This window comes from Paenibacillus sp. BR2-3 (genome assembly GCF_046529485.1).
Classification (GTDB): domain Bacteria; phylum Bacillota; class Bacilli; order Paenibacillales; family Paenibacillaceae; genus Paenibacillus_AQ.
Genome location: NZ_CP126311.1, coordinates 4,453,266 through 4,478,690, shown reverse-complemented (window position 1 = coordinate 4,478,690; position 25,425 = coordinate 4,453,266). Strand labels below are relative to the sequence as shown.

The 25,425-nt window shown below is 48.4% G+C and carries 25 protein-coding genes and 1 other annotated feature; of the genes, 24 read left to right on the top strand and 1 reads right to left on the bottom strand.

Annotated features, from left to right (window positions below; all coding sequences use genetic code 11):
• Position 1: 1 nt before the first annotated feature.
• The 5 genes from PaeBR_RS21690 (at position 2) to pssA (ending at position 7,062) form a co-directional block, all read left to right on the top strand.
• A complete protein-coding gene (locus tag PaeBR_RS21690; RefSeq protein WP_410512519.1) occupies positions 2-1,066 on the top strand; it encodes a protein arginine kinase in 1,065 nt (354 codons plus the stop codon).
• A 36-nt stretch (positions 1,067-1,102) separates the two neighbouring features.
• Positions 1,103-3,568 (top strand): ATP-dependent protease ATP-binding subunit ClpC, encoded by a 2,466-nt coding sequence (clpC, locus tag PaeBR_RS21685; RefSeq protein ID WP_410512518.1) that lies wholly within the window; start codon positions 1,103-1,105, stop codon positions 3,566-3,568.
• Between the two features lie 231 nt (positions 3,569-3,799).
• Positions 3,800-5,170 carry a DNA repair protein RadA gene (radA, locus tag PaeBR_RS21680; RefSeq protein WP_410512517.1) on the top strand — a complete coding sequence of 457 codons (1,371 nt, stop codon included), beginning with the start codon at positions 3,800-3,802 and terminating at the stop codon, positions 5,168-5,170.
• Positions 5,171-5,184: 14 nt separating this feature from the next.
• On the top strand, positions 5,185-6,261 hold the full coding sequence (disA, locus tag PaeBR_RS21675) for a DNA integrity scanning diadenylate cyclase DisA (RefSeq protein WP_410512516.1): 1,077 nt from the start codon (positions 5,185-5,187) through the stop codon (positions 6,259-6,261).
• Positions 6,262-6,324: 63 nt separating this feature from the next.
• Positions 6,325-7,062, top strand: coding sequence for a CDP-diacylglycerol--serine O-phosphatidyltransferase (gene pssA / locus PaeBR_RS21670; protein ID WP_410512515.1), 738 nt, complete (start codon positions 6,325-6,327; stop codon positions 7,060-7,062).
• Between the two features lie 122 nt (positions 7,063-7,184).
• On the opposite strand, the gene PaeBR_RS21665 is transcribed toward pssA, so the two are convergent.
• Entirely contained in the window at positions 7,185-7,580 is a 396-nt protein-coding gene (locus PaeBR_RS21665) for a DUF1573 domain-containing protein (RefSeq protein WP_410512514.1), read from the bottom strand.
• Between the two features lie 212 nt (positions 7,581-7,792).
• Here PaeBR_RS21665 and PaeBR_RS21660 point away from each other — a divergent pair, with 212 nt between their 5' ends.
• The 19 genes from PaeBR_RS21660 to rpoB all read left to right on the top strand — a co-directional run bounded on the left by PaeBR_RS21660 (position 7,793) and on the right by rpoB (position 25,321).
• Positions 7,793-8,881: a PIN/TRAM domain-containing protein gene (locus PaeBR_RS21660; RefSeq protein ID WP_410512513.1), complete on the top strand. Its 1,089-nt coding sequence runs from the start codon at positions 7,793-7,795 to the stop codon at positions 8,879-8,881.
• Between the two features lie 79 nt (positions 8,882-8,960).
• Positions 8,961-9,656, top strand: a complete 696-nt coding sequence (gene ispD, locus PaeBR_RS21655) for a 2-C-methyl-D-erythritol 4-phosphate cytidylyltransferase (RefSeq protein ID WP_410512512.1) — start codon at positions 8,961-8,963, stop codon at positions 9,654-9,656.
• Positions 9,656-10,144: a 2-C-methyl-D-erythritol 2,4-cyclodiphosphate synthase gene (gene ispF / locus PaeBR_RS21650; protein WP_410512511.1), complete on the top strand. Its 489-nt coding sequence runs from the start codon at positions 9,656-9,658 to the stop codon at positions 10,142-10,144. Before ispD ends, ispF begins: the two co-directional genes overlap by 1 nt.
• A 51-nt stretch (positions 10,145-10,195) precedes the next feature.
• Positions 10,196-11,659: a glutamate--tRNA ligase gene (gltX, locus tag PaeBR_RS21645; protein ID WP_410512510.1), complete on the top strand. Its 1,464-nt coding sequence runs from the start codon at positions 10,196-10,198 to the stop codon at positions 11,657-11,659.
• A gap of 581 nt (positions 11,660-12,240) precedes the next feature.
• Positions 12,241-12,933: a serine O-acetyltransferase gene (gene cysE, locus PaeBR_RS21640; RefSeq protein WP_410512509.1), complete on the top strand. Its 693-nt coding sequence runs from the start codon at positions 12,241-12,243 to the stop codon at positions 12,931-12,933.
• Positions 12,934-12,989: 56 nt separating this feature from the next.
• Complete coding sequence (gene cysS / locus PaeBR_RS21635) at positions 12,990-14,396, top strand: cysteine--tRNA ligase (RefSeq protein ID WP_410512508.1); 1,407 nt, start codon at positions 12,990-12,992, stop codon at positions 14,394-14,396.
• Positions 14,393-14,818, top strand: coding sequence for a Mini-ribonuclease 3 (locus tag PaeBR_RS21630; RefSeq protein WP_410512507.1), 426 nt, complete (start codon positions 14,393-14,395; stop codon positions 14,816-14,818). The genes cysS and PaeBR_RS21630 overlap by 4 nt, the downstream gene beginning before the upstream one ends.
• 38 nt (positions 14,819-14,856) lie before the next feature.
• Complete coding sequence (gene rlmB, locus PaeBR_RS21625) at positions 14,857-15,618, top strand: 23S rRNA (guanosine(2251)-2'-O)-methyltransferase RlmB (protein ID WP_410512506.1); 762 nt, start codon at positions 14,857-14,859, stop codon at positions 15,616-15,618.
• 2 nt (positions 15,619-15,620) lie between these two features.
• Positions 15,621-16,145, top strand: coding sequence for an NYN domain-containing protein (locus PaeBR_RS21620; RefSeq protein ID WP_410512505.1), 525 nt, complete (start codon positions 15,621-15,623; stop codon positions 16,143-16,145).
• 162 nt (positions 16,146-16,307) lie between these two features.
• On the top strand, positions 16,308-16,952 hold the full coding sequence (sigH, locus tag PaeBR_RS21615) for an RNA polymerase sporulation sigma factor SigH (protein WP_410512504.1): 645 nt from the start codon (positions 16,308-16,310) through the stop codon (positions 16,950-16,952).
• A 332-nt stretch (positions 16,953-17,284) separates the two neighbouring features.
• Positions 17,285-17,434, top strand: coding sequence for a 50S ribosomal protein L33 (gene rpmG / locus PaeBR_RS21610; RefSeq protein ID WP_379136807.1), 150 nt, complete (start codon positions 17,285-17,287; stop codon positions 17,432-17,434).
• Positions 17,435-17,454: 20 nt separating this feature from the next.
• Positions 17,455-17,646 (top strand): preprotein translocase subunit SecE, encoded by a 192-nt coding sequence (gene secE / locus PaeBR_RS21605; protein WP_410512503.1) that lies wholly within the window; start codon positions 17,455-17,457, stop codon positions 17,644-17,646.
• Between the two features lie 21 nt (positions 17,647-17,667).
• Positions 17,668-18,201: a transcription termination/antitermination protein NusG gene (gene nusG / locus PaeBR_RS21600; protein ID WP_036680499.1), complete on the top strand. Its 534-nt coding sequence runs from the start codon at positions 17,668-17,670 to the stop codon at positions 18,199-18,201.
• A 76-nt stretch (positions 18,202-18,277) separates the two neighbouring features.
• Positions 18,278-18,703: a 50S ribosomal protein L11 gene (gene rplK, locus PaeBR_RS21595; RefSeq protein ID WP_379136817.1), complete on the top strand. Its 426-nt coding sequence runs from the start codon at positions 18,278-18,280 to the stop codon at positions 18,701-18,703.
• Positions 18,704-18,783: 80 nt separating this feature from the next.
• Positions 18,784-19,476, top strand: a complete 693-nt coding sequence (rplA, locus tag PaeBR_RS21590) for a 50S ribosomal protein L1 (protein WP_410512502.1) — start codon at positions 18,784-18,786, stop codon at positions 19,474-19,476.
• A gap of 69 nt (positions 19,477-19,545) precedes the next feature.
• Positions 19,546-19,699: a sequence feature (ribosomal protein L10 leader region), on the top strand.
• A gap of 64 nt (positions 19,700-19,763) precedes the next feature.
• Positions 19,764-20,267 carry a 50S ribosomal protein L10 gene (gene rplJ / locus PaeBR_RS21585; RefSeq protein WP_410512501.1) on the top strand — a complete coding sequence of 168 codons (504 nt, stop codon included), beginning with the start codon at positions 19,764-19,766 and terminating at the stop codon, positions 20,265-20,267.
• Between the two features lie 69 nt (positions 20,268-20,336).
• Positions 20,337-20,696, top strand: coding sequence for a 50S ribosomal protein L7/L12 (rplL, locus tag PaeBR_RS21580; protein WP_410512500.1), 360 nt, complete (start codon positions 20,337-20,339; stop codon positions 20,694-20,696).
• A 95-nt stretch (positions 20,697-20,791) separates the two neighbouring features.
• Positions 20,792-21,397: a class I SAM-dependent methyltransferase gene (locus PaeBR_RS21575; RefSeq protein ID WP_410512499.1), complete on the top strand. Its 606-nt coding sequence runs from the start codon at positions 20,792-20,794 to the stop codon at positions 21,395-21,397.
• Positions 21,398-21,778: 381 nt separating this feature from the next.
• On the top strand, positions 21,779-25,321 hold the full coding sequence (gene rpoB / locus PaeBR_RS21570; RefSeq protein ID WP_410512498.1) for a DNA-directed RNA polymerase subunit beta: 3,543 nt from the start codon (positions 21,779-21,781) through the stop codon (positions 25,319-25,321).
• The last annotated feature ends 104 nt before the right edge of the window (positions 25,322-25,425 follow it).

Here is a 25,425-nt window from a genome sequence, read left to right as displayed (position 1 = left end):
CATGCCAAATCTCCGGTTTACCGAACAAGCACTAAGCGACTTTATGCGCAGTGGCGGCAGCCATTCCGAGATTGTCATCAGCAGCCGTGTTCGGATCGCCCGTAATTTGCAGCACATTCCTTTTCCGCTGCTGGCTTCAATTGAGCAATCGGAAGAGGTACTGGAGCAGCTTACTCCCGTATTTAAAGGAGAAGAGGCGACGGAATACGGTTCTTTCCAGCTGGTTAGGCTTGATGAATTAGAGGATCTGGACAAAAAGGTATTGGTTGAGAAGCATCTCATCAGTCCCAGTCTGGTCAGTGATTCAAAAGGCGGAGCTGTGATGATGAATGAGGATGAGTCCGTCAGTATCATGATTAACGAAGAAGATCATCTTCGCATACAATGTTTGTTCCCCGGCTTTCAGGTTCAGGAGGCATGGGAACGTGCTACAACTATCGACGATATTTTTGAAGCTTCAGTGGATTACGCCTTTGATGATAAAAGAGGTTATCTGACCAGCTGTCCCACCAATGTGGGAACAGGACTAAGAGCCTCGGTCATGATGCATTTGCCCGCATTGGTAATGAGCCATCAGATTAATCGTATCCTGTCGGCTGTGAATCAGGTAGGATTAACCGTAAGAGGGATTTATGGTGAGGGCAGCGAAGCGGTTGGGAATATTTTTCAAATTTCCAACCAGATCACACTAGGTCAGACCGAAACGGAAATTATCGACAACCTTCAAAGTGTGGTTATGCAGATCATTGAACATGAACGAAATGCCCGTGAACGCCTGCTTGCCGATTCCGCGCTGCGGATAACCGATCGGGTCATGCGCTCGTACGGTATTTTATCATATGCAGCAGTACTGGAGCTTAAGGAATCGGCCCAACGATTGTCAGATATCCGGCTGGGGGTTGACCTCGGCATTCTGAAGGGTCCTTCAGTTTCTATAATGAACGAACTGAACGTCAAGACACAACCGGGATTCCTGCAGAAGATGTTCGGTGACGAGATGAGCAATACCGAGAGGGATATGTACCGGGCGAAGCTGCTCAGGGAAACTTTGGGAACCAAATATTAATTATAGATATTAATTATTCATGGAGGTGCAGGAGATATGATGTTTGGGAGATTTACGGAACGCGCACAAAAAGTGCTGGCGCTGGCGCAGGAAGAAGCCGTACGTTTGGGACATAACAATATCGGCACAGAACATATTTTGCTCGGTTTAATTCGTGAAGGAGACGGCATTGCTGCGAAAGCTTTAATCGGTCTCGGTCTTGGTCTTGAGAAAATTCAAGATGAAGTGGAACAATTAATCGGCAGAGGCCAGGAGCAGCCTACGAACATTGCCTATACTCCACGCGCCAAAAAAGTCATCGAGCTCTCGATGGATGAAGCCCGCAAGCTGGGACATACCTACGTCGGGACAGAGCATATTCTGCTCGGACTGATCCGTGAAGGAGAAGGCGTAGCTGCCCGTGTGCTGAACAACCTTGGTATCAGCTTGAATAAAGCTCGTCAACAGGTTTTACAGCTTCTGGGAAGCAGCGATTCGGTATCCAGCCATAGCGGCTCGCCGGTTAACGTCAGCACCCCAACACTGGATGGTCTGGCACGTGACCTGACGGCTTATGCCAAGGATGGTAATCTGGATCCTGTCATCGGCCGCAGTAAGGAAATCGAGCGTGTCATTCAGGTGCTTAGCCGCCGGACCAAGAATAACCCGGTGCTGATTGGTGAACCGGGGGTTGGTAAAACAGCTATTGCCGAAGGATTGGCCCAAAAAATTATTAATAACGAAATTCCGGAGACCCTGCGTGACAAACGGGTAATGACACTGGATATGGGCTCTGTAGTTGCCGGTACGAAATACCGCGGTGAATTTGAGGACCGTCTGAAAAAAATTATGGATGAAATCCGCCAGGCAGGTAACATTGTACTCTTCATCGACGAGCTGCACACCTTAATCGGGGCAGGCGGCGCAGAAGGTGCGATTGACGCCTCCAATATCCTTAAACCGGCTTTGGCCCGTGGAGAATTGCAATGCATAGGCGCTACTACATTGGATGAATACCGCAAATATATCGAGAAGGATGCCGCATTGGAACGTCGTTTCCAGCCGATTCGTGTGGAGCAGCCTTCACCAGAGGAAGCCGTACAAATTCTCTACGGATTGCGTGACCGTTATGAAGCTCATCACCGTGTGAAGATTACGGACGAAGCTATTGAACAAGCTGTGAAGCTGTCCGATCGTTATATCCCGGACCGTTTCCTGCCGGACAAAGCGATTGACTTGATCGATGAAGCAGGCTCTAAGGTAAGACTTAACTCTTACACCATACCGCCGAATCTGAAGGAACTGGAAATGCGTCTGGATGATATCCGCAAGGAGAAGGACTCTGCTGTACAAAGCCAGGAGTTCGAGAAAGCGGCTGCCTTGCGGGATACGGAGCAAAAAATCCGTGAAGAACTGGATTCCACCAAAAACCAGTGGAAAGAAAAGCAAGGCCGTACGGATTCCGAAGTTACACCGGAGGATATCGCACAGGTCGTGGCCATCTGGACCGGAATCCCGGTCAGCCAGCTGAAGGAAGAGGAGACGGAACGCCTCCTTAATATGGAATCCCTGCTGCATCAGCGGGTAATTGGCCAGGATGAAGCTGTCAAAGCCGTCAGCCGGGCACTGCGCCGGGCACGTGCGGGTCTGAAGGATCCAAAACGTCCAATGGGCTCATTTATTTTCCTCGGACCGACAGGTGTCGGTAAGACGGAATTGGCCCGCGCACTCGCTGAGGGGATGTTCGGTGACGAGAATGCCGTTATCCGTATTGATATGTCGGAGTATATGGAGAAGCATTCCACATCCAGACTGGTTGGAGCGCCTCCGGGATATGTAGGATATGAGGAAGGTGGACAATTAACGGAGAAGGTTCGCCGTAAGCCATACTCTGTAGTTCTGCTGGATGAAATCGAGAAGGCGCATCCGGAAGTGTTTAACATTCTGCTGCAGGTGCTGGAGGATGGACGCCTGACGGATTCTAAAGGACGGGTAGTCGATTTCCGTAATACATTGATTATTCTGACCTCAAACGTTGGAGCGCAGGCCATCAGGAAAAACTCCACGCTTGGCTTCACAGCTGTGCAAGACGCTGGTGCAGATTACAACAACATGAAGGGCAAAGTGATGGAAGAGCTGAAAAAGAGCTTCCGTCCCGAGTTCCTCAATCGTATTGACGAAATCATTGTATTCCATTCACTGGAAGAAAAGCATATTGCCGAAATCGTCACGCTGATGTCTGAGGAGCTGCGCAAGCGGCTGCGTGAGTATGATGTTGACTTTATACTCACTGATCAAGCGAAGGCCTTCCTGGCTAAAGAGGGTTATGATCCAGCCTTTGGTGCAAGACCGCTGCGCCGGGCAATCCAAAAGCATATTGAGGACAGACTCTCTGAGGAGCTGCTTAGAGGAAATATTCAAAAAGGTGACTCGCTGATCATTGATGAGGTAAATGGTGAACTTACAGTGGTCAAGGTTGAGGCTGTATCCCATGAAGCTGAAGTACAATCGGAAAAGGAATAAAATAAATCAGTTTAGCAAGCCCCCCGACCGATTAGGTTCGGGGGCTTTTGCATTGGATATAAATCCAATTGCAAATAGCCTTTCGCTGTAAGGGCAGAAATGGTAAACTTTTAAGGAAGAGAAAGTTATCTGCAATTTAAAGCTTGAACAACATATAGCAGCCGAATTTGAGAAATAATGAAGTGAGCTGGAGGAAGGAGACCCACTCCGCCTCCAACCGAAGGAGAATCCATGGCCAAAGCAAAAACTAAATTTCAATGCACTGAATGTGGTTACGAGTCACCGAAATGGTTTGGAAAGTGTCCGGGTTGCCAGGCCTGGAATTCCATGGTGGAGGAAATAGAAAGCGCCGTAGTCAAAACCCAGGGTATGAGTGCGCCAATATTTCATAGTAAAGAAAAAGCGCAATCGATCATAAATATAGAAAGCGACAAGGAGCCACGCATTCTGACGGGTATCGGTGAACTGAATCGTGTGCTCGGAGGAGGCATTGTTCCAGGCTCATTGGTACTGGTGGGGGGAGACCCCGGCATTGGAAAATCCACACTGCTGCTGCAGACCTCGCATGCGCTGACAACGCAAGGTTTGCGTGTCCTGTATATCTCCGGGGAAGAATCGGTACGGCAAACCAAGCTTCGTGCGGATCGTTTGGGTTCACTTTCAGCAGAGCTGTATGTTCTGTGTGAGACCAATATGGAAAGTATCGAGGAAGCGATTGAGCAGATTCAGCCGCAGTTTCTCGTTATTGATTCCATCCAGACGGTTTATATGCCGGAAGTAACGAGTGCCCCGGGCAGCGTGACGCAGGTGAGGGAATGTACGACCAGATTTATGCGTATCGCCAAAATTCGCGGTATTGCCACGGTGCTCGTCGGGCATGTCACTAAAGAGGGAGCGATTGCCGGACCACGGCTGCTTGAACATATGGTTGACTGTGTACTCTATTTTGAGGGAGAGCGGCATCATACGTATCGGCTGCTCCGGGCGGTGAAGAACCGTTTTGGCTCCACCAATGAGATCGGAATATTTGAAATGGGCGAGATTGGACTGACAGAAGTGGAGAATCCCTCGGAGCTCTTTTTGTCGGAACGCCCTCTCGGTGTTGCCGGGTCCACGGTTGTTGCCAGTATGGAAGGTACCCGGCCCGTTCTCGTTGAGCTGCAGGCATTGGTAGCTTCCACGCATTTTCCCTCCCCGCGGCGGATGTGTACGGGCATGGATCATCAGCGTATGGCTCTCATTATTGCTGTACTGGAGAAAAGGATGGGAATGTTCCTCCAAAACCAGGATGCATACGTTAATGTAGCTGGTGGAGTGAAGCTTGATGAGCCTGCGATTGATCTGGCTGTAGCGATTAGCATTGCTTCAAGCTTTAGAGATATTCCGACAAAGCCATTCGACGTTTTTTTCGGAGAAGTCGGGCTTACCGGAGAGGTTCGGGGGGTCTCGCGTGCGGAAATGCGTGTGAAGGAGGCTGCAAAGCTTGGCTTCCGCCGGGTAATTATGCCGGAGAAAAGCTTGAAAGGCTGGAAGCACCCTCAGGATATACAGATTATCGGTGTCAGCACTGTAGCAGATGCACTATCGATCGCGTTAGATTAGGGGGCATACAAACAATGAAAGAATTTAACCAATTAGATAATATGAATGACCTGCTAAGGCTGGCAGCGCCTGGAACACCCTTTCGTGAAGGGTTGGAGAATGTGCTTCGAGCAAAGACAGGAGCGTTGATTGTTGTCGGGTATAGTCCTGAGGTGATGGAAGTTGTCGATGGCGGATTTTCCATTAACTGCGATTTTTCTCCCAATTATTTATATGAGCTGGCCAAGATGGACGGTGCTATTATCCTTAGCGAGGATTTGAAGCGGATACTGTACGCCAATACACAGCTGATACCGGACTCCTCGATCTCCTCGATCGAGACGGGTATCCGCCACCGCACAGCGGAGCGTGTTGCGAAGCAGACCGGGAAGCTTGTGGTTTCGATTTCGCAGCGGAGGAACATCATCACCCTTTACCAAGGGTCCATCCGCTACGCGCTGAAGGAAATTGGGGCCATTCTTGCCAAAGCGAATCAGGCCATCCAGACGCTCGAAAAATACAAGGCCGTGTTGACACAGGGGCTGACTAACCTGTCGGCTTCTGAATATGAGGGAGCTGTAACTGTACCGGAGGTAGTTGGTGTAATCCAGCGGGTGGAGATGGTGCTGAGGATCAAGATGGAAATCAAGCGCTACATCAATGAGCTGGGGAACGAAGGCCGGCTAATCAGCATGCAAATGGAAGAACTGGTTGGAAATACAGAGGAAGAAGCATGGCTTCTATACAGAGACTATGCAAGAGAAGAAGAAGAGGACGGGATCCGCGAAATCATCTCTGGATTGAAACGGGCAAGCGATGATGAACTGATGGATGACAATCATATTGCGCGTCTTCTGGGCTATTCCCCTACTGCTGTTACTTCTGAGGAAGCGGTAACACCGCGAGGGTATCGTCTTCTTAATAAAATTCCACGGCTGCCGAATGTTATCATTCACAACCTGGTGGAGCGTTTCGAAATGCTTCCTAATTTGATGCGTGCGAGTATTTCGGAATTGGACGAAGTCGATGGAATCGGAGAAGTGCGGGCCCGTAATATTCAGGACGGACTTAAACGGCTGCAAAAGCAAGTTCTTATTGACAGACAAATGTAAATATCATACAATCACGTAATGTTGGAGACGTTAAAGGCCCAATGAAAGTATAGAGGTGACGAAATGATAACAAAATCACTTCCGAGTCTGTTTACCTTAGGTAACCTGATGCTTGGAATGTTTGGAATAATGATGGCGTTTGAAGGTAAGGTCAGCATGGCCGCTATTATGGTTATTGTTGCAATGCTGCTTGACGGGCTGGATGGACGTGTCGCCCGCGCGCTTGGCGTAGAAAGTGAATTTGGCAAGGAATTGGACTCTCTTTCAGATGTCGTTTCTTTTGGAGTCGCACCTGCTCTTATCATGTATGTTACTAGCCTGCAGGATTTGAATTCAGCACTTGCCTGGTCAGTAACAGCTATTTTCCCGGTGTTCGGAGCACTTCGTCTGGCCCGTTTTAATGTTCGTCCAGGGATCCCGGGCTATTTTATCGGTCTGCCAATTCCGGCTGCTGGTGGCGTTTTGGCGACATTGGCGCTTTTTCATAACGATGTCTCGGCCCCATTTATGATCATCGCTACGCTGCTCTTATCTTATCTGATGGTTAGCACTGTTAAATATCCGAATTTCAAGAAAATAGGTCTGCCTAAGAAGGCAGTCGTAGGAGCACCTTTGGTCATTGTAGTTGCTGTAGCCGTTGCTGTTGTTTTTCCTGAGCAAATTGCTAAGCTGATTTTTGTTCTGCTGGCTCTGTATGCATTATATGGTTTAAAGCAAAATGTCGACAGACTGACTGCTAGACGCCGTCACCGCCGCAGAAGACGTTCGGAAGAAGAGGTTTACCACTCCAAGAACGGATAAGTCCAGAGTATTAAATGCTAGTACCGTTAACACCGTATGGATTAAATGAAATTAAAAGGCTTTGCTATCCGTGAGGATGGCAAAGCCTTTTTGCTTGTTGAAGATTATGGGCAAATTGGTTCTTAGGAAAGGTTGAATAATCCAAGTGTGGCACATTTTTGCGATTCCTTTACCACAACTTCGTCCATGTTGATATCAAGTAGATTGCATAGGGCAGACATATAGAACAGCTCACGGCCAAGCTCGGAACCGATAACTTCCCGGCAGTTCTCGCACAGATGGCCTTTCACGTGAGTGCCTGTGGTTTCCTTTGCCTCTTCCATCGTTACACCAGGCTCGAAGACCTGCTTGGATGCATGCAGTTCGATACAACCGCATTCCGTAACGGCTTTGACGACGGCACGGTTGACAGAAGCGCTGCTTTGTCCATTCTTGGACAGTACATCCAGAAGACTACGGTGACGGAGCAGCAGTTCAGAAACTTGATCCTGGAAGGCCTGTAAACTTGGTGCGCTCATTATCCATTCACCCCTGGGTTCATAATTGAGTTCATTATATGCCACTACCGCTCCCCTTTTCAACAGGCAAAGAGACATAAGAAAGACTTTATCTTCGCCGGGAACCTTTATGTCAGAAAAAATAAGGAATCGGCGATTATCGTACTGAAAATTGGAACATACTGGTGAGGAGTAGATCATTTTGGTTTGCGATAAAAGGAGGTGCGTACGTAATGTGGAAAAAAATAATCTTGTCTTTTGCTTTTGTTTGTGGGGGCTGGTCCGGTTATTCGTTATACCAGGTTGCAGAAAAGGGATTTCCTGCAGGAATGGAACGATTGTCAGCCGGTCTGCCAGTGGAAGGAAGCATTGTGTTTGCGGTGCTGGGTGCCATTATTTTTCTGTTTGCGGGGACTTTGTGCGCGGAATGGGGAGGAACAAAGCTCCGGGAGGCGGTATTGCTTGCTTCGCGTATACCGATGAACGAATTGGCTGCGGGAGCTGCGGGGCTTACTGGAGGACTGTTATTGTCGCTCCTTCTCTATCCTAGTATGATTTGGATGGGGAAAGCCGGACAGCTGCTTCAGGTGGCGATTACTGTAGCTTTTGGTTATATGGGGCTGCGTGTAGGATTGGAGAAAAAAGAGGAACTGGCGCAATTGTGGACGACCGGACGCTGGGGATCCTCGGCAGAACCGGAAGGACGCGGCTTGGAAGAGCACAAAATATTGGATACGAGTGTCATTATAGACGGGCGGATTGCCGATATCTGCAAGACGGGCTTTATTGAAGGCACGATTGTCATTCCGGAGTTTGTACTGGAGGAACTGCAGCATATTGCCGATTCTTCGGACCTTCTCAAGCGCAACCGTGGACGGCGCGGTTTGGATATCCTCAACAAGATTCAGAAAGAGCTGGATGTAAAAGTATTGATCTATGAAGGTGATTTCGAGGAAATCTCCGAGGTGGACAGCAAGCTGGTGAAACTGGCCAAAGTGCTGCGCGGTAAAGTAGTGACCAATGACTTTAATCTCAACAAAGTATGTGAGCTTCAAGGCGTGTCTGTGCTTAATATTAATGATCTGGCAAATGCAGTAAAACCGGTTGTGCTGCCTGGAGAAGAAATAATTGTTCAGGTGATTAAAGACGGCAAGGAACATGGACAAGGTGTCGCTTATCTTGATGATGGAACCATGATTGTAGTAGAAGGCGGGCGTGAGTACATTGGAACGACAATGGAGGTACTGGTAACAAGTGTTTTGCAGACCTCTGCGGGACGGATGATTTTTGCCAAGCCGAAGCTTTTGGAAAAAGCCCAATAAGGCGTTCGGGTTAAGGGTTGGAAATGCCTGCTAAACACGTTATGATAAGGTCATATGTGAAAGACAGGAGCCTTGAATCATGTCAAACAGTGTTGGCGTCGTCATTGTGGCGGCAGGCAGAGGAACACGAATGGGAACCGCGGAGAGTAAGCAATATTTACTGCTGCAGGACAAGCCGATTGTGGTTCATACGCTTGAAGTGTTTCAGCAGCATGAGCTTATCTCCGAAATTGTGCTGGTTACCGGTGAAGAGGATGTGGACCGCTGCCGGGAATGGATCGCTGTCTATAAGCTGGACAAAGTAACGGCTGTGGTACCCGGAGGCTCGGAAAGGCAGCATTCTGTGTATAAAGGGCTGCAGAAGCTAAGGACTACATGGGTGATGGTTCATGACGGGGTTCGACCGTTTGTACGCCCTGAAGATATCGCAGCCTGTTATCAGCGGGCCCGGCAGATCGGCGCTTCCGTACTGGCTGTGCCGGTGAAGGATACTATTAAGCAGGTAGACGGTGCGGGCACTGTGGTGTCCACGCCGGACCGGCGAAGTCTGTGGGCGATTCAGACCCCGCAGACTTTTCGTCTTTCTGAATTAAAAGGGGCATATGAACGGGCGGAGCGGGACGGCTATGTCGGCACGGATGATTCCAGCTTGGCGGAACGCGCCGGCATTACAGTGTCTGTGGTAGAGGGAAGCTACAGTAACATTAAAATAACCACGCCAGAGGATTTGGATTTTGCTGAATTTACAGGAAGAACCAGGGGAGAGGGACTATAATGATTGCAGTGGGACAAGGCTTTGACGTACATCAGCTTGTAGAAGGGCGTCCGTGTATTATTGGGGGTGTTACGATTCCTTATGAAAAGGGGCTGCTCGGCCATTCCGATGCAGATGTGCTGCTGCATGCAGTGAGTGATGCCATTCTTGGCGCACTTGGGCTGGGTGATATCGGCAGGCATTTTCCCGATACGGATCCTGCATTTAAAGATGCAGACAGTTTGAAACTGCTGGAGTATGTATGGAAATTGGCCCGGGAGCGGGGATACCGGCTGGGGAATATTGATTCAACCATCATCGCCCAAAGACCCAAAATGGCGCCTTACATTCCGGAAATGACGGAAATTATCGCCAGGGCACTCGGAGCGGAGCTGTCCAAAGTAAACGTTAAAGCGACCACCACGGAGCAGCTTGGGTTTGCAGGACGCGGCGAAGGGATTGCTGCACAGTCTATTGTCTGTCTGCTTCAAGATGTGATATCATCTTGAGATGGGTTATGGGAATTTTTAATATGAACCACATGATGCGGAGGGAATGAAATGGCGGATGAAGTCCGGGTGCGCTACGCACCAAGCCCTACGGGACATTTACATATCGGAAATGCCAGAACGGCGCTGTTTAATTATCTGTTTGCCCGCAATAAGGGCGGCAAGTTTATTATTCGGATCGAAGACACCGACGTAAAGCGCAATGTCGCAGGCGGTGAAGAAAGCCAGCTGAAATATCTGAAGTGGCTGGGCATTAACTGGGATGAGAGTATTGATGTAGGCGGGGAATACGGGCCTTACCGGCAGACAGAGCGGCTTGACCTGTATCGTGTATATTGGCAGGATTTGCTGGACCGCGGTTTAGCCTACCGCTGTTATTGTACCGAAGAAGAGCTGGAGGCCGAACGGGAAGAACAGACTGCACGCGGAGAAACCCCGCGTTATTCAGGCAAGCACCGTGATTTGACCGAGGAGCAGCGTCTGGCTTACGAACAGGAAGGCCGCGTGGCCAGCATCCGATTCCGTGTACCGGAAGACCGCACTTATACTTTCAATGATATCGTAAAAGGCACTATTTCTTTCAATACGAAAGAAATGGGCGATTTTGTTATCGTGAAGAAGGATGGGATTCCAACCTATAATTACGCGGTTGCTGTGGATGATCATCTTATGGAAATTACACATGTGCTGCGCGGAGAAGATCATATTTCCAATACTCCGCGCCAGCTTATGATATATGAGGCACTGGGCTGGGAACCGCCTCTATTTGGCCACATGACGCTAATTGTCGGTGAGAATCACAAGAAACTGAGCAAGCGTGATGAGTCGGTTATTCAATTTATCGAGCAATATGACGGACTCGGTTATTTGCCGGAAGCCATGTTCAATTTCATCTCGCTTCTCGGTTGGTCGCCGGAGGGAGAAGAAGAAATATTCAGCCAAGAAGAGCTTATCTCTATCTTTAATTCTGACCGTCTGTCCAAGAGTCCGGCTGTGTTTGATACGAATAAGCTTGCGCATTTAAATAACCATTATATTAAGCATGCCGATCCTAAACGAATTGCAGCACTGGCGATTCCGCATTTGCAGCGGGCAGGCCGATTGCCGGCGGAGTTGAATGAAGAAGAACAGGCATGGGCGGAAAGCCTAGTCGCGCTGTATCAAGAACAGATGACAGCAGCATCCGATATAGTGGAGCTGTCCGAGCTGTTCTTCCGCAGTCACCTGGAACTGGAGACCGAAGGGGCTCAGATTCTGGCCGAGAGCCAGGTATCCGAAGTTCTTTCCGCTTTCCTTGCTAAGATTGAAGACAGCCAGGAGTTCAGTGCAGCTAACATAGCTGTTCTGATCAAGGAAGTACAGAAAGAGACAGGGCATAAGGGCAAGGCACTGTTTATGCCGATACGTGTCGCTTTAACGGGACAAACTCATGGGCGTGATCTTAATATAACCATTGCCCTTCTGGGCCGAAATCGGGTCATTGAGCGTTTGAAGTCGCAGATTAAAGGGGCATAAGTCTCTGTATCCTGCAACGTAACCCTCTTGTCAGTCCGCTGGGTTTTCGCTAAGATAGAAGAATATCTATAAGAGCTATGATCAGGAAAAGTACGTGCATAAAGACAAATGCCAGAGAGAATAACCACGAAAGGGTCTTCCTTTCCAGGCTGGGAGTTATTCATTTGTCCGCCGCGGAACATGCACCTGTGAGCTGCGCGGTTGAGCCGGTCTTTTTGAAAGACCGTTAGACTGCGCCGGGATCGTCGCCGTTAAAGGACGCCAAGTGGGGCGAAGCTTGTCTGCTTGCTAGTAATAGCGGCAGATGGTGTGAATCGTCCAAGCAGAGTGGAACCGCGGTTAAACGTCTCTGCAGCTATATGCTGCAGGGGCGTTTTTTGTCGAAATATAAGAAAGTATAAGTTTCACTCCATACTTTTTCCTTATATTTTTACGAGAAACGGGTGCCGTCCCTTTAAGGACGGCAAAGCCGTTTCTTCTTATAATGCGGCATATGTATGAGAAGAAAGATGGGCTGGAGATTACCTTCTTTGCGTACCTGTAAACAGGAGGCGAAGGAGTCAGGGAGAAGGGGAACTGTGATGTTAAAGAATATCAAGTCGGACATTCGGGCCGTATTTGACAACGATCCTGCAGCCCGAAGCTGGTTCGAGGTTGTATTCACCTATGCCGGGCTGCACGCGATTTGGAACCACCGGATTGCCCACTTTCTTTTTAAGCACAGATGGTATACGCTAGCGCGGATGGTATCGCAGCTGAGCAGATTCATGACCGGTATTGAAATCCATCCCGGTGCCGTCATCGGCAGAAGGCTGTTCATTGACCATGGTATGGGGATTGTTATCGGGGAAACCTGTGAAATTGGGGACGACGTTATCATTTATCAGGGAGTCACACTCGGGGGAACGGGTAAAGAAAAGGGTAAACGCCATCCTACGATTGGCAACAATGTGGTTATCGGTTCCGGTGCGAAGGTGCTGGGGTCTTTCCGAATCGGCGACAATTCCAATATCGGCTCCAATGCGGTCGTACTGCGTGAAGTGCCCAATAATAGTACAGTAGTAGGTAACCCGGGCCGTGTGGTGAAACGCAATGGAGAGCGGGTGTCCGACCGGCTGGACCATGCGAAGATGCCTGATCCGCTTGTCGATTCTCTCCGTTTTTTGCAGAAAGAAATCGAAGAGCTTCGAGAGCAGTTGGGTTCGGAAGATAAGCAAAAAGCCGAGCAGCGGCGGATTGAAAGTCAACAGTATATTGGAGATTATGAGATTTAATATAGATACCCGTTATCAGATGATTTCCGGGGACACAGAAAGGAATGGGAAACAGCATGGCTTTACAAATATATAACACAATGACCCGAAGCAAGGAGCCGTTTGAACCTCAAGATCCGGGTAAAGTAAAAATGTACGTATGCGGTCCGACCGTTTACGGGTATATGCATATTGGGAATGCCAGACCCATTATTGTCTTTGACTTGGTCCGTACGTACTTGGAGCAAATCGGCAATGAGGTGCGGTACATCACCAATTTCACGGATGTGGATGATAAACTGATCCGCAAAGCCGAAGAAATGAACATCACTGTGGCGGAGGTCGCCGAGACATTTATTGCTGCTTATTATGAGGATATCGAGGGGCTTGGCGTAAAACCGGCTACGATGAACCCGCGGGTAACGCATAGTATGGAGCTTATTATTGGGTTTATTAAGGAGCTTGAGGAGAAAGGCTATGCTTATGAGAAGGGCGGGGATGTCTTTTTCCGGACCTCCAAATTTGAAGGCTACGGAAAGCTGTCCCGCCAAAATCTGGAGGAACTGCAATTCGGTATTCGTGTGGATGTAGATTCACGTAAAGAGAACCCGGAGGATTTTGTGCTTTGGAAAGCGGCAAAGCCGGGTGAGGTTCATTGGCACAGCCCTTGGGGGGATGGACGCCCAGGCTGGCATATCGAATGCTCTGCTATGGCACGCGAATTTTTGGGCGATACGATCGATATCCATGGCGGCGGACAGGATCTTCAGTTCCCCCATCATGAATGCGAATGCGCACAGAGCGAGGTGCTGACCGGCAAGCCACTGGCGAACTACTGGATGCATAACGGTTTTATCAATATCGGGGATGAAAAAATGTCGAAATCGCTCGGCAATGGCTTTCTCGTTAAAGATATCCGTGATCGCTTCAAGGCAGGGGTAATCCGTTATTTCATGTTGTCCACACACTACCGTAACCCATTGAATTTCAGTGAAGAAACCATGCTTTCCGCAGAGAAAAGTGTTGAGCGTATTTCTATGGCAGCAGCCAATGTTAAACATCGCCTTGATTTGCACACAGAGAGTGCTGAAGCTGCAATAAGCGGGGAGATCAAAGATAAGCTGTCCGTTATTCTGCTTAATTTCCATGAAAAAATGCAGGACGATTTCAACACACCGGATGCAATTACCGCCCTGTTCGAATGGGTAAACTTAGCTAATGTGCTGCTTGCGGGTGAACATGCGGCTCCGGCGGACCTGGCAGCATTACTTGAAGCTTTTGCAGAGATGAATGCTGTACTGCGTTTAACTCAGGAGCTTAAAGAGGAAGACGCGGGGGAAGAGGTAGAACGGCTTATTGCCGAGCGGACGGAGGCCCGTAAGAATAAGAACTGGAGCCGGTCCGATGAAATTCGGGATGAACTCAGCGCAATGGGCATATTGCTCGAGGATACACCGCAAGGAATGCGGTGGCGGCGCAAATGAGTGAAGAAGATTCCAAGCAATGGTTTCCCTACGAACTATCGAAACCTGTGAAACAGATTTCACCCATTGTGCTAGCTTATATAGGCGACGCAATTTATGAGGTGGCGGTGAGACAGTACTTGCTCTCGCTTCCCAATCTGCGTCCTAATCATCTGCACCGCTCGGCTACGGGTCTTGTATCCGCAAAGGCTCAATGTGCGATTCTGCAATTTCTGGACCCTTCGCTTACCGAAGAGGAACGGGAGGTCGCACGCCAGGGGCGGAATGCTAAATCAGGCACCGTCCCCAAAAATGCCGATGTGCTGGAATACCGCCATGCGACTGCTTTTGAATGCTTGATTGGGTATTTGTATTACACCGGACAGCAGGAAAGAATTAAGGAGCTTGTGCATAACGGAATTGAATTTATGAAGGGCCGGTAATTTAACGGCGTGAACATATACAACTGGAGGAATGAAAGATGGAAGAAGACCTGAAGACGGAAGAGGAGATACTGGCCGGCAAGCATTCTGTGCTTGAAGCGCTGCGTGCCGGACGTACACTTAATAAAATATGGGTCGCCGAAACGGCGCAGAAGCATCTAACAGCACCAATCGTTGCCGAAGCAAGAAAAGCGGGTGTTGTTATTCAGCATGTAGATAAGCGGAAACTTGATCAGCTTGCACCGGGGGTGCAGCATCAAGGGGTAGTCGCACAGGCTGCGCCGTATAAATATGCCGAGATCGAGGACATACTGGCTGCTGCGGCTGCCAAAGGCGAGCCCCCGTTTCTTATGCTGTTGGATGAGATTGAGGATCCTCATAATCTGGGTTCCATCCTGCGTACTGCAGATTGCACCGGTGTGCATGGGGTAATCGTGCCCAAACGGCGCTCCGCACAAATTACTGCCACCGTATCCAAAACGTCAGCGGGTGCTGTAGAGTATGTACCTGTGGCGAGGGTTACAAACCTCGGGCAGACAATAGACCGTCTCAAAGAAATGGGGATTTGGGTAGTCGGAACAGATGTGGATACCAATCAGGATCTGTTTGGATCTGATATTTTTACAGGACCGGTGGCTGTAGTTATCGGAAATGAGAACAAAGGAATGGGCCGGTTGATTCGGGAAAAATGCGATCTGTTGCTCAAACTGCCGATGGCCGGACAAATCAATTCACTTAATGCTTCTGTAGCAGCAGGTGTAATTATGTATGAAGTCCTGCGCCGCCGGCGTCAGGGATAGCTATGGCCGATTGGCGCGACGTGCTGCTTGTGGATGGATACAACATGATCGGCGGTTGGCCGGACCTGGCGGAATTATCACATACCAGCATGAACGAAGCGCGGGACCGGCTTCTGGATATGCTGGCTGATTATCAGGCCTACTCTGGCCGTCGCGTAATTGCCGTGTTTGATGCTTACCGTGTACCGGGACTTGGACGAGCCTTTGTTCAGGGGAAGGTTCAGGTCTATTTTACCAAAGAAAAAGAAATTGCAGATGAGTGCATTGAGCGGCTAGTAGTAGAACTCAGTCATCGCCGGAGGCAGATTTACGTGGCAACCAGTGATTCCGTGGAGCAGCATGTTATTTTTGCCCAAGGTGCACTGCGTCTTTCTGCGAGAGAACTGCGATTGGAAATAGAAGAGAATCAAAAGGAAGTCAAGAAGGTCATCAAGCCGCCCGGAGCACGCTCCTCACGCCATGCTCTGGAAGATAAACTTCCGCCGGAAGTGCGGAACAAGCTGGAGGACTGGCGCAGACAGTCATGAACGAAATGGAAGTTACCGGGAAAATCGACAACTGTAATAATATGCTATTGATGATTGTTTTTGGTCAAACTGCGGTTGACGGTGTAAGGTAACATAATATATACTGTTCGTATATTTCACGAAGTAACGATGTGTCTTGCGTTGCAGCCGGGGGGATTCTTGGTGAGTGTCGACCTCAAGGAATTAATGCTGTCCGAGTATGATTGCGTAAGCGATGAAGATATTGTCGAGGTTTTCCGTGGCGGCGACAGTGGCGCATTGGAGTACTTGATTAACAAATACCGCAATTTCGTTCGCGCCAAAGCCCGCTCTTACTTTTTGATTGGTGCCGACCGTGAAGATATTGTGCAAGAAGGTATGATTGGCCTTTATAAGGCCATTCGTGATTTTAAAGGGGATAAGCTTTCTTCATTCAAGGCATTTGCTGAGTTATGCATTACCCGGCAAATCATAACCGCGATCAAGACAGCGACCCGTCAGAAGCACATCCCTCTTAATTCATATGTTTCATTGGACAAGCCCATTTATGATGAAGATTCCGACCGAACACTTATGGATGTCATTTGCGGCACCCAGGTGCTGGACCCGGAAGAGCTGATTATTAATCAGGAGGAATTCATTGGGCTGGAAGATAAGATGGCGGAAATACTGAGCGATTTGGAACGAAAGGTTCTGATGCTGTATCTGGACGGGCGATCTTATCAGGAAATTGCGGAGGATTTGAAGCGGCATGTGAAGTCGATTGACAATGCACTGCAGCGGGTGAAGCGGAAGTTGGAAAGATATCTGGAAGTGCGTGACAATTAATGATATAATGACAGGGAAAGGCTCGGACATCGAGTCTTTTTTTAGTTTGATATAGTTGACCCTATGTTTATTCACAGCGGGAATGTCCATAATGTAAGAATGACAGCGGAATACAGAGGAAAAGACTGACACAAAGACTAGAGCTCAGATTGGGGCGGCAGGTTACGGCCGAGCCGTAATTACTCAGTGCACAAGGGAATTCTTTCGTTGACACAGACCTTGACATTATGCTAAAGTGTTTTAGGTAGGCCTAAATTCGCGGCTTTTTTTAGGATCAATATTTGCGTCTTCTAATTTTACCGTTAGAAGGACGTCTTCGGGAGGTGCACATCATGCGGGTAATTATCACTTTGGCTTGTACAAGTTGCAAACAAAGAAACTATGCAACAACCAAAAACAAGCGAAATCACCCCGACCGCATGGAGATGAAGAAATTTTGCAAGTTCTGTAACGAGCAAACTCCTCATCGCGAAACCAGATAGTCTTTGGAGGTGTAGTCGGCGTGAAACGTAGTTTCAAGTCATTGTTTTCCTTTTTCACTGAGAGCTGGAGTGAACTCAAAAAAGTTCGCTGGCCTAGCCGTAAGGAACTGACAAACTATACATTGATCGTTCTCGGTACAATTGTAGTTGTCGCTGTTTACTTCTGGGTTCTGGACATCGGTATTTCCGCTGTGATTGAAGCGATTATTTAGAGAGGTCCCAGGTGGCTTGATATGGAAAAAAGATGGTATGTCGTTCATACTTATTCTGGGTATGAGAACAAGGTCAAAGCCAATTTAGAAAAACGCGTTGAGTCTATGGGCATGGAAGACAAGATATTCCGCGTTCTTGTTCCTATGGAAGAAGAAATCGTAAACAAGGATGGCAAGAAAAAAACGGTCATGCGTAAAGTTTACCCCGGATATGTTTTGGTTGAAATGGTCCAGACTGATGATTCCTGGTATGTTGTCCGCAATACGCCGGGCGTTACCGGATTTGTTGGTTCGACAGGCTCAGGTTCGAAGCCTACGGCTCTGCTTCCAGAAGAAGTAGAACAAATTCTGAAGCATATGGGTATGGTTGAACCTAAAGCTAAGATTGATTTCGAAATCAAGGAATCGGTACGCATTATGGTTGGTCCCTTTGCGAATTTTGTGGGCTCCGTGGAAGAAATTTTGGCTGACAAGAGCAAGATCAAGGTACACGTTAACATGTTTGGACGGGAAACCCCGCTGGAGTTGGATTTCACTCAAGTGGAGAAAATATAACTAAGCTTAAGGGTTTCTTGTGGGAGGGCGCGATAAGCGTACCGAAGACCACTATTTACGCAAGGAGGTGTCACTCATGGCTAAAAAAGTTATTAAAATGGTGAAACTGCAGATTCCTGCAGGGAAAGCGAACCCAGCGCCTCCAGTAGGTCCGGCGTTAGGACAAGCGGGTGTCAACATCATGGCATTCTGTAAGGAATTCAATGCTCGTACTGCTGACCAGGCTGGCCTGATCATCCCGGTTGAAATTACAGTATTTGAAGACCGTTCGTTTACCTTCATCACCAAAACTCCTCCGGCTGCTGTTTTGCTTCGCATCGCTGCGAAAGTAGAAAAAGGCTCCGGTGAACCAAACAAGAAAAAAGTAGCGAAGCTCGGCCGCGCAGCGGTTCGTGAAATCGCTGAGCAAAAAATGCCCGATCTGAACGCTGCATCTGTAGAAGCTGCTATGCTTATGATCGAAGGTACTGCTCGCAGTATGGGCATCACAATCGAAGACTAATTTGTTTTCGATGACCGGTCATGCGTGACCGTAATATGTGGGAGGACATTCCGCTAACACCACAAAGGAGGAACATTTTCATGGCTAAACATGGTAAGAAATACCAAGAAGCGGCTAAACTGATTAACAGTGAAGCAACTTACGAGCCTTCTGAAGCTGTAGAGCTTGTTAAAAAGGCAGCGACTGCGAAATTCGACGAAACCGTTGAAGCGGCAGTTCGTTTGGGCGTAGATCCCCGTAAACAAGATCAAGCCGTTCGCGGTGTAGTTGTCTTGCCTCACGGTACAGGCAAAACCCAACGCGTGCTTGTATTTGCAAAAGGTGAGAAAGCGAAAGAAGCGGAAGCTGCTGGCGCGGATTTTGTAGGCGATCAAGACATGATCAACAAAATTCAACAAGGCTGGTTCGATTTCGACGTCTGCGTAGCTACACCTGATATGATGAGTGAAGTCGGTAAACTGGGTCGCTTGCTCGGTGGTAAAGGCCTTATGCCTAACCCTAAAGCGGGTACAGTTACATTCGATGTTTCCAAGGCTGTGCAAGAAATCAAAGCCGGTAAAATCGAATACCGTCTCGACAAAGCAGGTCAAATTCACGCGCCGATCGGCAAAGTGTCTTTTGATGCTGATAAATTGAACGAGAACCTTAAATCCCTTATCGACGCTCTTAACCGTGCGAAACCGGCTGCTGCTAAAGGTGTATACCTTAAAGGCATTTCGATTTCCTCGACTATGGGACCGAGCGCTCGCGTAAACACAACCGTCTTCAGATAATTAAGGGTTGACTCTTCGGGTCATCTTTGATAATCTATAACAGTTGTGAAGATTAACGGTTATCATTCTTTAAGTTGAATATGCTTACCGTAGACAGTAGGTGCCGAAAGGCTTAATTTCCTACCGAGGTGTTGTGATAGAAACAAGATGCTGCCGGGTTCGCCCGTGCAACTAACGTTTTATCAAGCCTTCGTGATTCTGCGGAGGCTTTTCTAATGCCTGCGTAGGAACGGCAGAAATTCTTCGGAAGAGAATGCCGTGACATAAATTTTCAGGAGGTGTATACATTGGCAAATGCAAAAGTAATCCAAGCTAAACAGGATGCGGTGGATGTGGTTGTTAGCAAACTGCAAAACAGTATTACTACTGTTGTTGCGGACTACCGTGGATTGAACGTTGCCCAAGTAACTGAACTGCGTAAGCAGCTTCGTGAAGCTGGCGTTGACTTTCAAGTCCTGAAGAACACATTGCTTCGCCGCGCAACTGCTGCGGCTGAGTTGACTGATCTGGATGAAGTTCTGACTGGCCCGACTGCGATCGCATTCAGTAATGAAGACGTAACAGCACCAGCTAGAATTTTGAATGACTTCGCCAAAAAGAACGACGCTTTGAAATTGAAGGGCGGCGTTGTGGAAGGCCGTGTGATCGACGCGGACCAAATCAAAGCATTGGCGGAACTTCCGTCCCGCGATGGTTTGCTCTCCATGTTGCTTAGCGTTCTGCAAGCTCCAATGCGCAACTTCGCGCTTGCGGTTAAAGCAGTGGCTGAGAAAGAAGAACAAAGCGCGTAAGCCTTTGCTCTGTGCAGTATAAATCAACACAAACCCAAAAATTTTAATATAAAAAATGGAGGTTCAATCATGAGTAAAGAAGCAATCTTGGAAGCAATTAAAGGCATGAGCGTATTGGAACTGAACGACCTGGTTAAAGCAATTGAAGAAGAATTCGGCGTAACTGCAGCAGCTCCAGTAGCAGCTGGCGGCGCAGTAGCAGCTGTTGAAGAAGAACAAACCGAATTTGATGTAATTTTGACAGGCGCTGGCGCTTCCAAAATTAACGTTATCAAAATCGTTCGCGAAATCACTGGTCTTGGCTTGAAAGAAGCTAAAGACGTAGTTGACAACGCACCAAAAGCAATCAAAGAAAAAGTAAGCAAAGAAGAAGCAGATGCTACCAAAGCAAAATTGGAAGAAGCAGGCGCAGCTGTAGAAGTGAAGTAATTCCCTTCTATTACGACAAACCCCTTGAACTTGTTCAAGGGGTTTGTTTTTATGAGATAGTAAATTGATATAAACCTTGGAAAGGGAGGATGGGCATGTCGCAGCATTATTACTCGCAGCAGCCGGAAGCTAGTCACAACAGACGAACCATTAGTACAGTTCTTAGAGGAAAGAGTCTTCGCTTCACAAGTGACGCAGGGGTTTTCTCCAAAGGAGATATTGATTACGGCAGCCGGGTTCTAATAGAGGCAATGGATATACCGGAAGGTTCTGCTGTGCTGGATGTGGGTTGTGGATATGGTCCGATCGGAATTACAGCGGCTCACCTTGCACCAAAAGGGCATGTGACGATGATTGATATTAATAACCGGGCCGTTGAACTGGCAAGAGAAAATTCGCTTCAAAATGGAATCCGGAATGTTACGGTGATGCAAAGCGACATGCTGGGAGCATTGAATGGAAAGAAGTTCGATGTGATCCTGACTAATCCTCCGATCCGTGCTGGAAAGGCAGTAGTGCATGGGATATTTGAGCAGGCCTATGATCACCTGAATGAAGGCGGAACTCTGTGGATTGTTATTCAGAAGAAACAAGGGGCTCCATCAGCGGCAGTCAAGTTGGAAAGCTTGTTCGGAAGTGTGGAAGAAGTAGGAAGAGACAAAGGCTATCGAATTATTAAAGCAAAAAAGCAAAATAAATAGTGACGGGCTATTGACACCTATCATCGATAGTGTTATTATTATAAAATGTCAGTATTAAGATAGGCTCCATTTCTTTAGTTTTCTGAAATGTCAAGTAGTATATTGTCGCCCGGCAAGCGCATGCCGTACGGCATGTTTTTGCGAATTCAGTGCTTTATGCCGCATAAACTGTTGCTTGGTGACGTATAATATGTACGTTTTGGGCAAATCTACTGGATATGGGGTATTTTGACCATGGATAAATGCGCTCTTTTTTCGAAGATTTCGATAAGGGCTTTTCTTTATTTATGGAAGAATCCTTGGTTCTTGGTTCCATTATAATGGTCCAAACAGGGGTTCGCAATCAATTTTTAAGTGAGTAGACATGAGGGGTGAGTAAAGTTGGCAGGACATCTTGTTCAGTATGGTCGACGCACTCGGCGAAGCTATGCGAGAATTAACGAGGTACTCGAGGTCCCGAACCTGATCGAGATCCAACAAAAATCTTATGATTGGTTTTTGGAGGAAGGTTTGCGGGAAATGTTTCAGGACATCTCGCCGATCCAGGATTTCACAGGTAATTTGGTACTAGAGTTCATCGATTACAGCCTGGGTGAGCCGAAATATACGGTTGACGACGCGAAAGAGCGGGACGTTACGTATGCAGCGCCTCTTCGGGTAAAGGTGCGGCTCATCAACAAAGAGACCGGAGAGGTCAAAGAGCAGGAAGTGTTCATGGGAGATTTCCCGCTGATGACGGAGACCGGCACTTTTATTATCAATGGTGCGGAACGGGTTATTGTCAGCCAGTTGGTTCGCTCTCCAAGCGTCTATTTCAGCACGAAAGTGGATAAGAACGGCAAAAAAACCTATACCGCCACAGTAATCCCGAACCGCGGAGCGTGGCTGGAGCTTGAGACCGACGCGAAGGACATCATGTATGTCCGTATTGACCGGACTCGCAAAATTCCGGTTACTGTATTGCTTCGTGCACTCGGTTTCGGCAGTGATGCTGAGATTCTGGAACTGCTCGGCAATGATGAATATATTCGAAATACGCTGGATAAGGATAACACCGACTCTACGGAGAAGGCGCTTATCGAAATCTATGAGCGTCTGCGTCCAGGAGAGCCGCCGACATTAGACAATGCCAAGAGCTTGCTTGTCGCGCGTTTCTTTGATCCGAAGCGTTATGATCTGGCCAATGTAGGCCGCTATAAGATCAATAAAAAGCTGCACATCAAGAATCGTCTGTTCAATCAGCGTCTGGCTCAGCCTTTGGTTGATGAATCTACAGGGGAAATCCTTGCGGAAGCCGGACAAATGGTTGACCGCCGCTTGCTTGATGAATTGTTGCCTTATTTCGAGAAGCAGGTTGGCTTCAAGAACTACCGTGTAAGCGGCGTTCTTGACGGTGAAGACATTTCGCTTCAGACAATTGACGTTCATTCGCCTATTGAAGAAGGACGTGTGCTTAAGCTGATTGCCAATGGCAACATCGATAAGTCAATTAAGCATATTACACAGGCTGATATTATATCCTCGATCAGCTACTTTATTAATTTGCTGCATGGTGTTGGAAATACCGATGATATTGACCATCTTGGTAACCGTCGTCTGCGTTCCGTTGGTGAACTCCTGCAGAACCAGTTCCGTATCGGCTTATCCCGTATGGAGCGCGTAGTGCGCGAGAGAATGTCTATTCAGGATGCTAACGCGATTACTCCGCAAGCATTGATCAACATTCGTCCGGTTATTGCATCCATTAAGGAGTTCTTCGGTAGCTCGCAGCTGTCCCAGTTTATGGACCAGACGAACCCTCTTGCGGAATTGACGCATAAACGCCGTCTGTCTGCACTGGGCCCCGGCGGTTTGACTCGGGAACGCGCAGGCTTTGAAGTTCGCGACGTCCATCACAGTCACTATGGCCGCATGTGTCCAATTGAGACGCCGGAAGGTCCGAATATCGGTCTGATCAACTCTTTGTCTACTTTCGCCCGCATCAACGAATACGGCTTTATTGAAGCGCCATACCGTTGGGTGGATCCGAAGACTGGAAAAGTAACCGAGCAAATCGATTACCTGACCGCGGATGAGGAAGATAACTATGTAATTGCCCAGGCAAATGTGCAGCTTGAGGAAGATGGTTCCTTCAAGGAAGACATGGTTATCGTTCGTTACAACAAAGACTCGGATAACATCACAACGATGCCAAGTAATCGGGTTGATTACATGGACGTATCACCGAAGCAGGTTGTTTCGGTCGCTACAGCGCTCATTCCGTTCCTTGAGAATGATGACTCCAACCGCGCACTGATGGGATCAAACATGCAGCGTCAGGCAGTACCATTGCTTATTCCAAAGGCGCCGCTTGTCGGCACAGGGATGGAGCATAAGTCGGCTAAAGACTCGGGTGTATGTATTGTTTCCAAATATGACGGTATTATCGAACGCTCATCGGCTAACGAAATTTGGCTGCGCCGCGTAGAAGCTGTCGAGGGCAAGGAAGTCAAAGGCGATATCGTTAAATATAAATTACACAAATTTATGCGTTCGAACCAAGGCACCTGTATTAATCAGCGTCCGCTTGCAAAAAGAGGGGACATGGTTAAGAAGGGGGATATCCTTGCGGATGGACCTTCCACAGAAATGGGCGAGTTGGCCCTTGGCCGCAACGTTGTCGTGGCGTTCATGACTTGGGAAGGTTACAACTACGAGGATGCGATCCTGCTGAGTGAGAAGCTGGTCAAAGAGGATGTATACACTTCGATTCATATCGAGGAATACGAGTCGGAGGCCCGTGACACCAAGCTGGGACCTGAAGAGATTACGCGTGATATTCCGAACGTAGGTGAAGAGGCTCTCCGTAATCTTGACGAGCGCGGTATCATCCGCATCGGTGCGGAGATTAGTGCCGGCGACATTCTCGTGGGTAAAGTTACACCGAAAGGCGTAACCGAACTCACAGCAGAAGAACGCTTGCTGCATGCAATCTTCGGTGAGAAGGCGCGTGAAGTTCGTGATACGTCCTTGCGTGTTCCCCATGGTAGTGACGGTATCATCGTCGACGTAAAAGTATTCACACGCGAAAACGGTGATGAGCTGCCTCCGGGTGTTAATCAACTGGTTCGTGTCTACATCGCTCAGAAGCGTAAAATTTCCGAAGGTGACAAGATGGCAGGACGGCACGGTAACAAAGGTGTCGTTGCCCGTATTCTCCCTGAAGAAGATATGCCGTTCTTGCCTGATGGTACTCCTGTACAGGTTGTTCTTAACCCGCTCGGCGTACCTTCACGGATGAACATCGGACAGGTGCTTGAGGTCCATCTCGGTTTTGCGGCAATGCGTCTCGGTATTCATGTAGCCACACCGGTATTTGACGGAGCACGTGAGTATGACGTGTTCGACACGATGGAAGAAGCCGGCATGCAGCGTAATGGTAAGACTGTGCTCTACGATGGTCGGACAGGCGAGCGCTTTGAGCGTGAAGTTACTGTCGGCGTCATGCACATGATCAAGCTGGCGCACATGGTTGATGATAAAATTCATGCCCGTTCTACAGGTCCTTACTCCCTGGTTACCCAGCAGCCGCTGGGTGGTAAAGCGCAGTTCGGTGGACAGCGCTTCGGGGAAATGGAGGTTTGGGCACTTGAGGCTTACGGTGCAGCCTACACCCTGCAGGAAATTCTGACTGTGAAATCCGATGACGTGGTGGGCCGTGTGAAAACATACGAATCTATCGTCAAAGGTGAAAATGTACCAGAACCGGGTGTTCCGGAATCGTTCAAGGTATTGATCAAGGAACTGCAGTCGCTCGGTATGGATGTCAAAATCCTCAGCGGTGACGAGCAGGAGATTGAGATGAAAGAACTGGACGATGAGGATGAGGCGTCAGGCGACAAGCTAAGCCTCAATTTGGAAGGCGCGGAAGTCGGAGTAGAATAATACACGCAACATATAAATCGCATTTAAAAAGAACCGTGCCCTCCCTTGATCCCAGGATCAAGGGAGGGCTAAGCGGTACTAAATCAGGATTAGGTTAAGGAGGG

What these genes read in the sequence shown, in the direction of transcription:
- PaeBR_RS21690 (WP_410512519.1), top strand. Translation starts at nt 2, where the DNA reads ATGCCAAATCTCCGGTTTACCGAACAAGCACTAAGCGACTTTATGCGC.
- clpC (WP_410512518.1), top strand. Translation starts at nt 1,103, where the DNA reads ATGATGTTTGGGAGATTTACGGAACGCGCACAAAAAGTGCTGGCGCTG.
- radA (WP_410512517.1), top strand. Translation starts at nt 3,800, where the DNA reads ATGGCCAAAGCAAAAACTAAATTTCAATGCACTGAATGTGGTTACGAG.
- disA (WP_410512516.1), top strand. Translation starts at nt 5,185, where the DNA reads ATGAAAGAATTTAACCAATTAGATAATATGAATGACCTGCTAAGGCTG.
- pssA (WP_410512515.1), top strand. Translation starts at nt 6,325, where the DNA reads ATGATAACAAAATCACTTCCGAGTCTGTTTACCTTAGGTAACCTGATG.
- PaeBR_RS21665 (WP_410512514.1), bottom strand. Translation starts at nt 7,580, where the DNA reads ATGAGCGCACCAAGTTTACAGGCCTTCCAGGATCAAGTTTCTGAACTG.
- PaeBR_RS21660 (WP_410512513.1), top strand. Translation starts at nt 7,793, where the DNA reads ATGTGGAAAAAAATAATCTTGTCTTTTGCTTTTGTTTGTGGGGGCTGG.
- ispD (WP_410512512.1), top strand. Translation starts at nt 8,961, where the DNA reads ATGTCAAACAGTGTTGGCGTCGTCATTGTGGCGGCAGGCAGAGGAACA.
- ispF (WP_410512511.1), top strand. Translation starts at nt 9,656, where the DNA reads ATGATTGCAGTGGGACAAGGCTTTGACGTACATCAGCTTGTAGAAGGG.
- gltX (WP_410512510.1), top strand. Translation starts at nt 10,196, where the DNA reads ATGGCGGATGAAGTCCGGGTGCGCTACGCACCAAGCCCTACGGGACAT.
- cysE (WP_410512509.1), top strand. Translation starts at nt 12,241, where the DNA reads ATGTTAAAGAATATCAAGTCGGACATTCGGGCCGTATTTGACAACGAT.
- cysS (WP_410512508.1), top strand. Translation starts at nt 12,990, where the DNA reads ATGGCTTTACAAATATATAACACAATGACCCGAAGCAAGGAGCCGTTT.
- PaeBR_RS21630 (WP_410512507.1), top strand. Translation starts at nt 14,393, where the DNA reads ATGAGTGAAGAAGATTCCAAGCAATGGTTTCCCTACGAACTATCGAAA.
- rlmB (WP_410512506.1), top strand. Translation starts at nt 14,857, where the DNA reads ATGGAAGAAGACCTGAAGACGGAAGAGGAGATACTGGCCGGCAAGCAT.
- PaeBR_RS21620 (WP_410512505.1), top strand. Translation starts at nt 15,621, where the DNA reads ATGGCCGATTGGCGCGACGTGCTGCTTGTGGATGGATACAACATGATC.
- rpmG (WP_379136807.1), top strand. Translation starts at nt 17,285, where the DNA reads ATGCGGGTAATTATCACTTTGGCTTGTACAAGTTGCAAACAAAGAAAC.
- nusG (WP_036680499.1), top strand. Translation starts at nt 17,668, where the DNA reads ATGGAAAAAAGATGGTATGTCGTTCATACTTATTCTGGGTATGAGAAC.
- rplK (WP_379136817.1), top strand. Translation starts at nt 18,278, where the DNA reads ATGGCTAAAAAAGTTATTAAAATGGTGAAACTGCAGATTCCTGCAGGG.
- rplA (WP_410512502.1), top strand. Translation starts at nt 18,784, where the DNA reads ATGGCTAAACATGGTAAGAAATACCAAGAAGCGGCTAAACTGATTAAC.
- rplL (WP_410512500.1), top strand. Translation starts at nt 20,337, where the DNA reads ATGAGTAAAGAAGCAATCTTGGAAGCAATTAAAGGCATGAGCGTATTG.
- PaeBR_RS21575 (WP_410512499.1), top strand. Translation starts at nt 20,792, where the DNA reads ATGTCGCAGCATTATTACTCGCAGCAGCCGGAAGCTAGTCACAACAGA.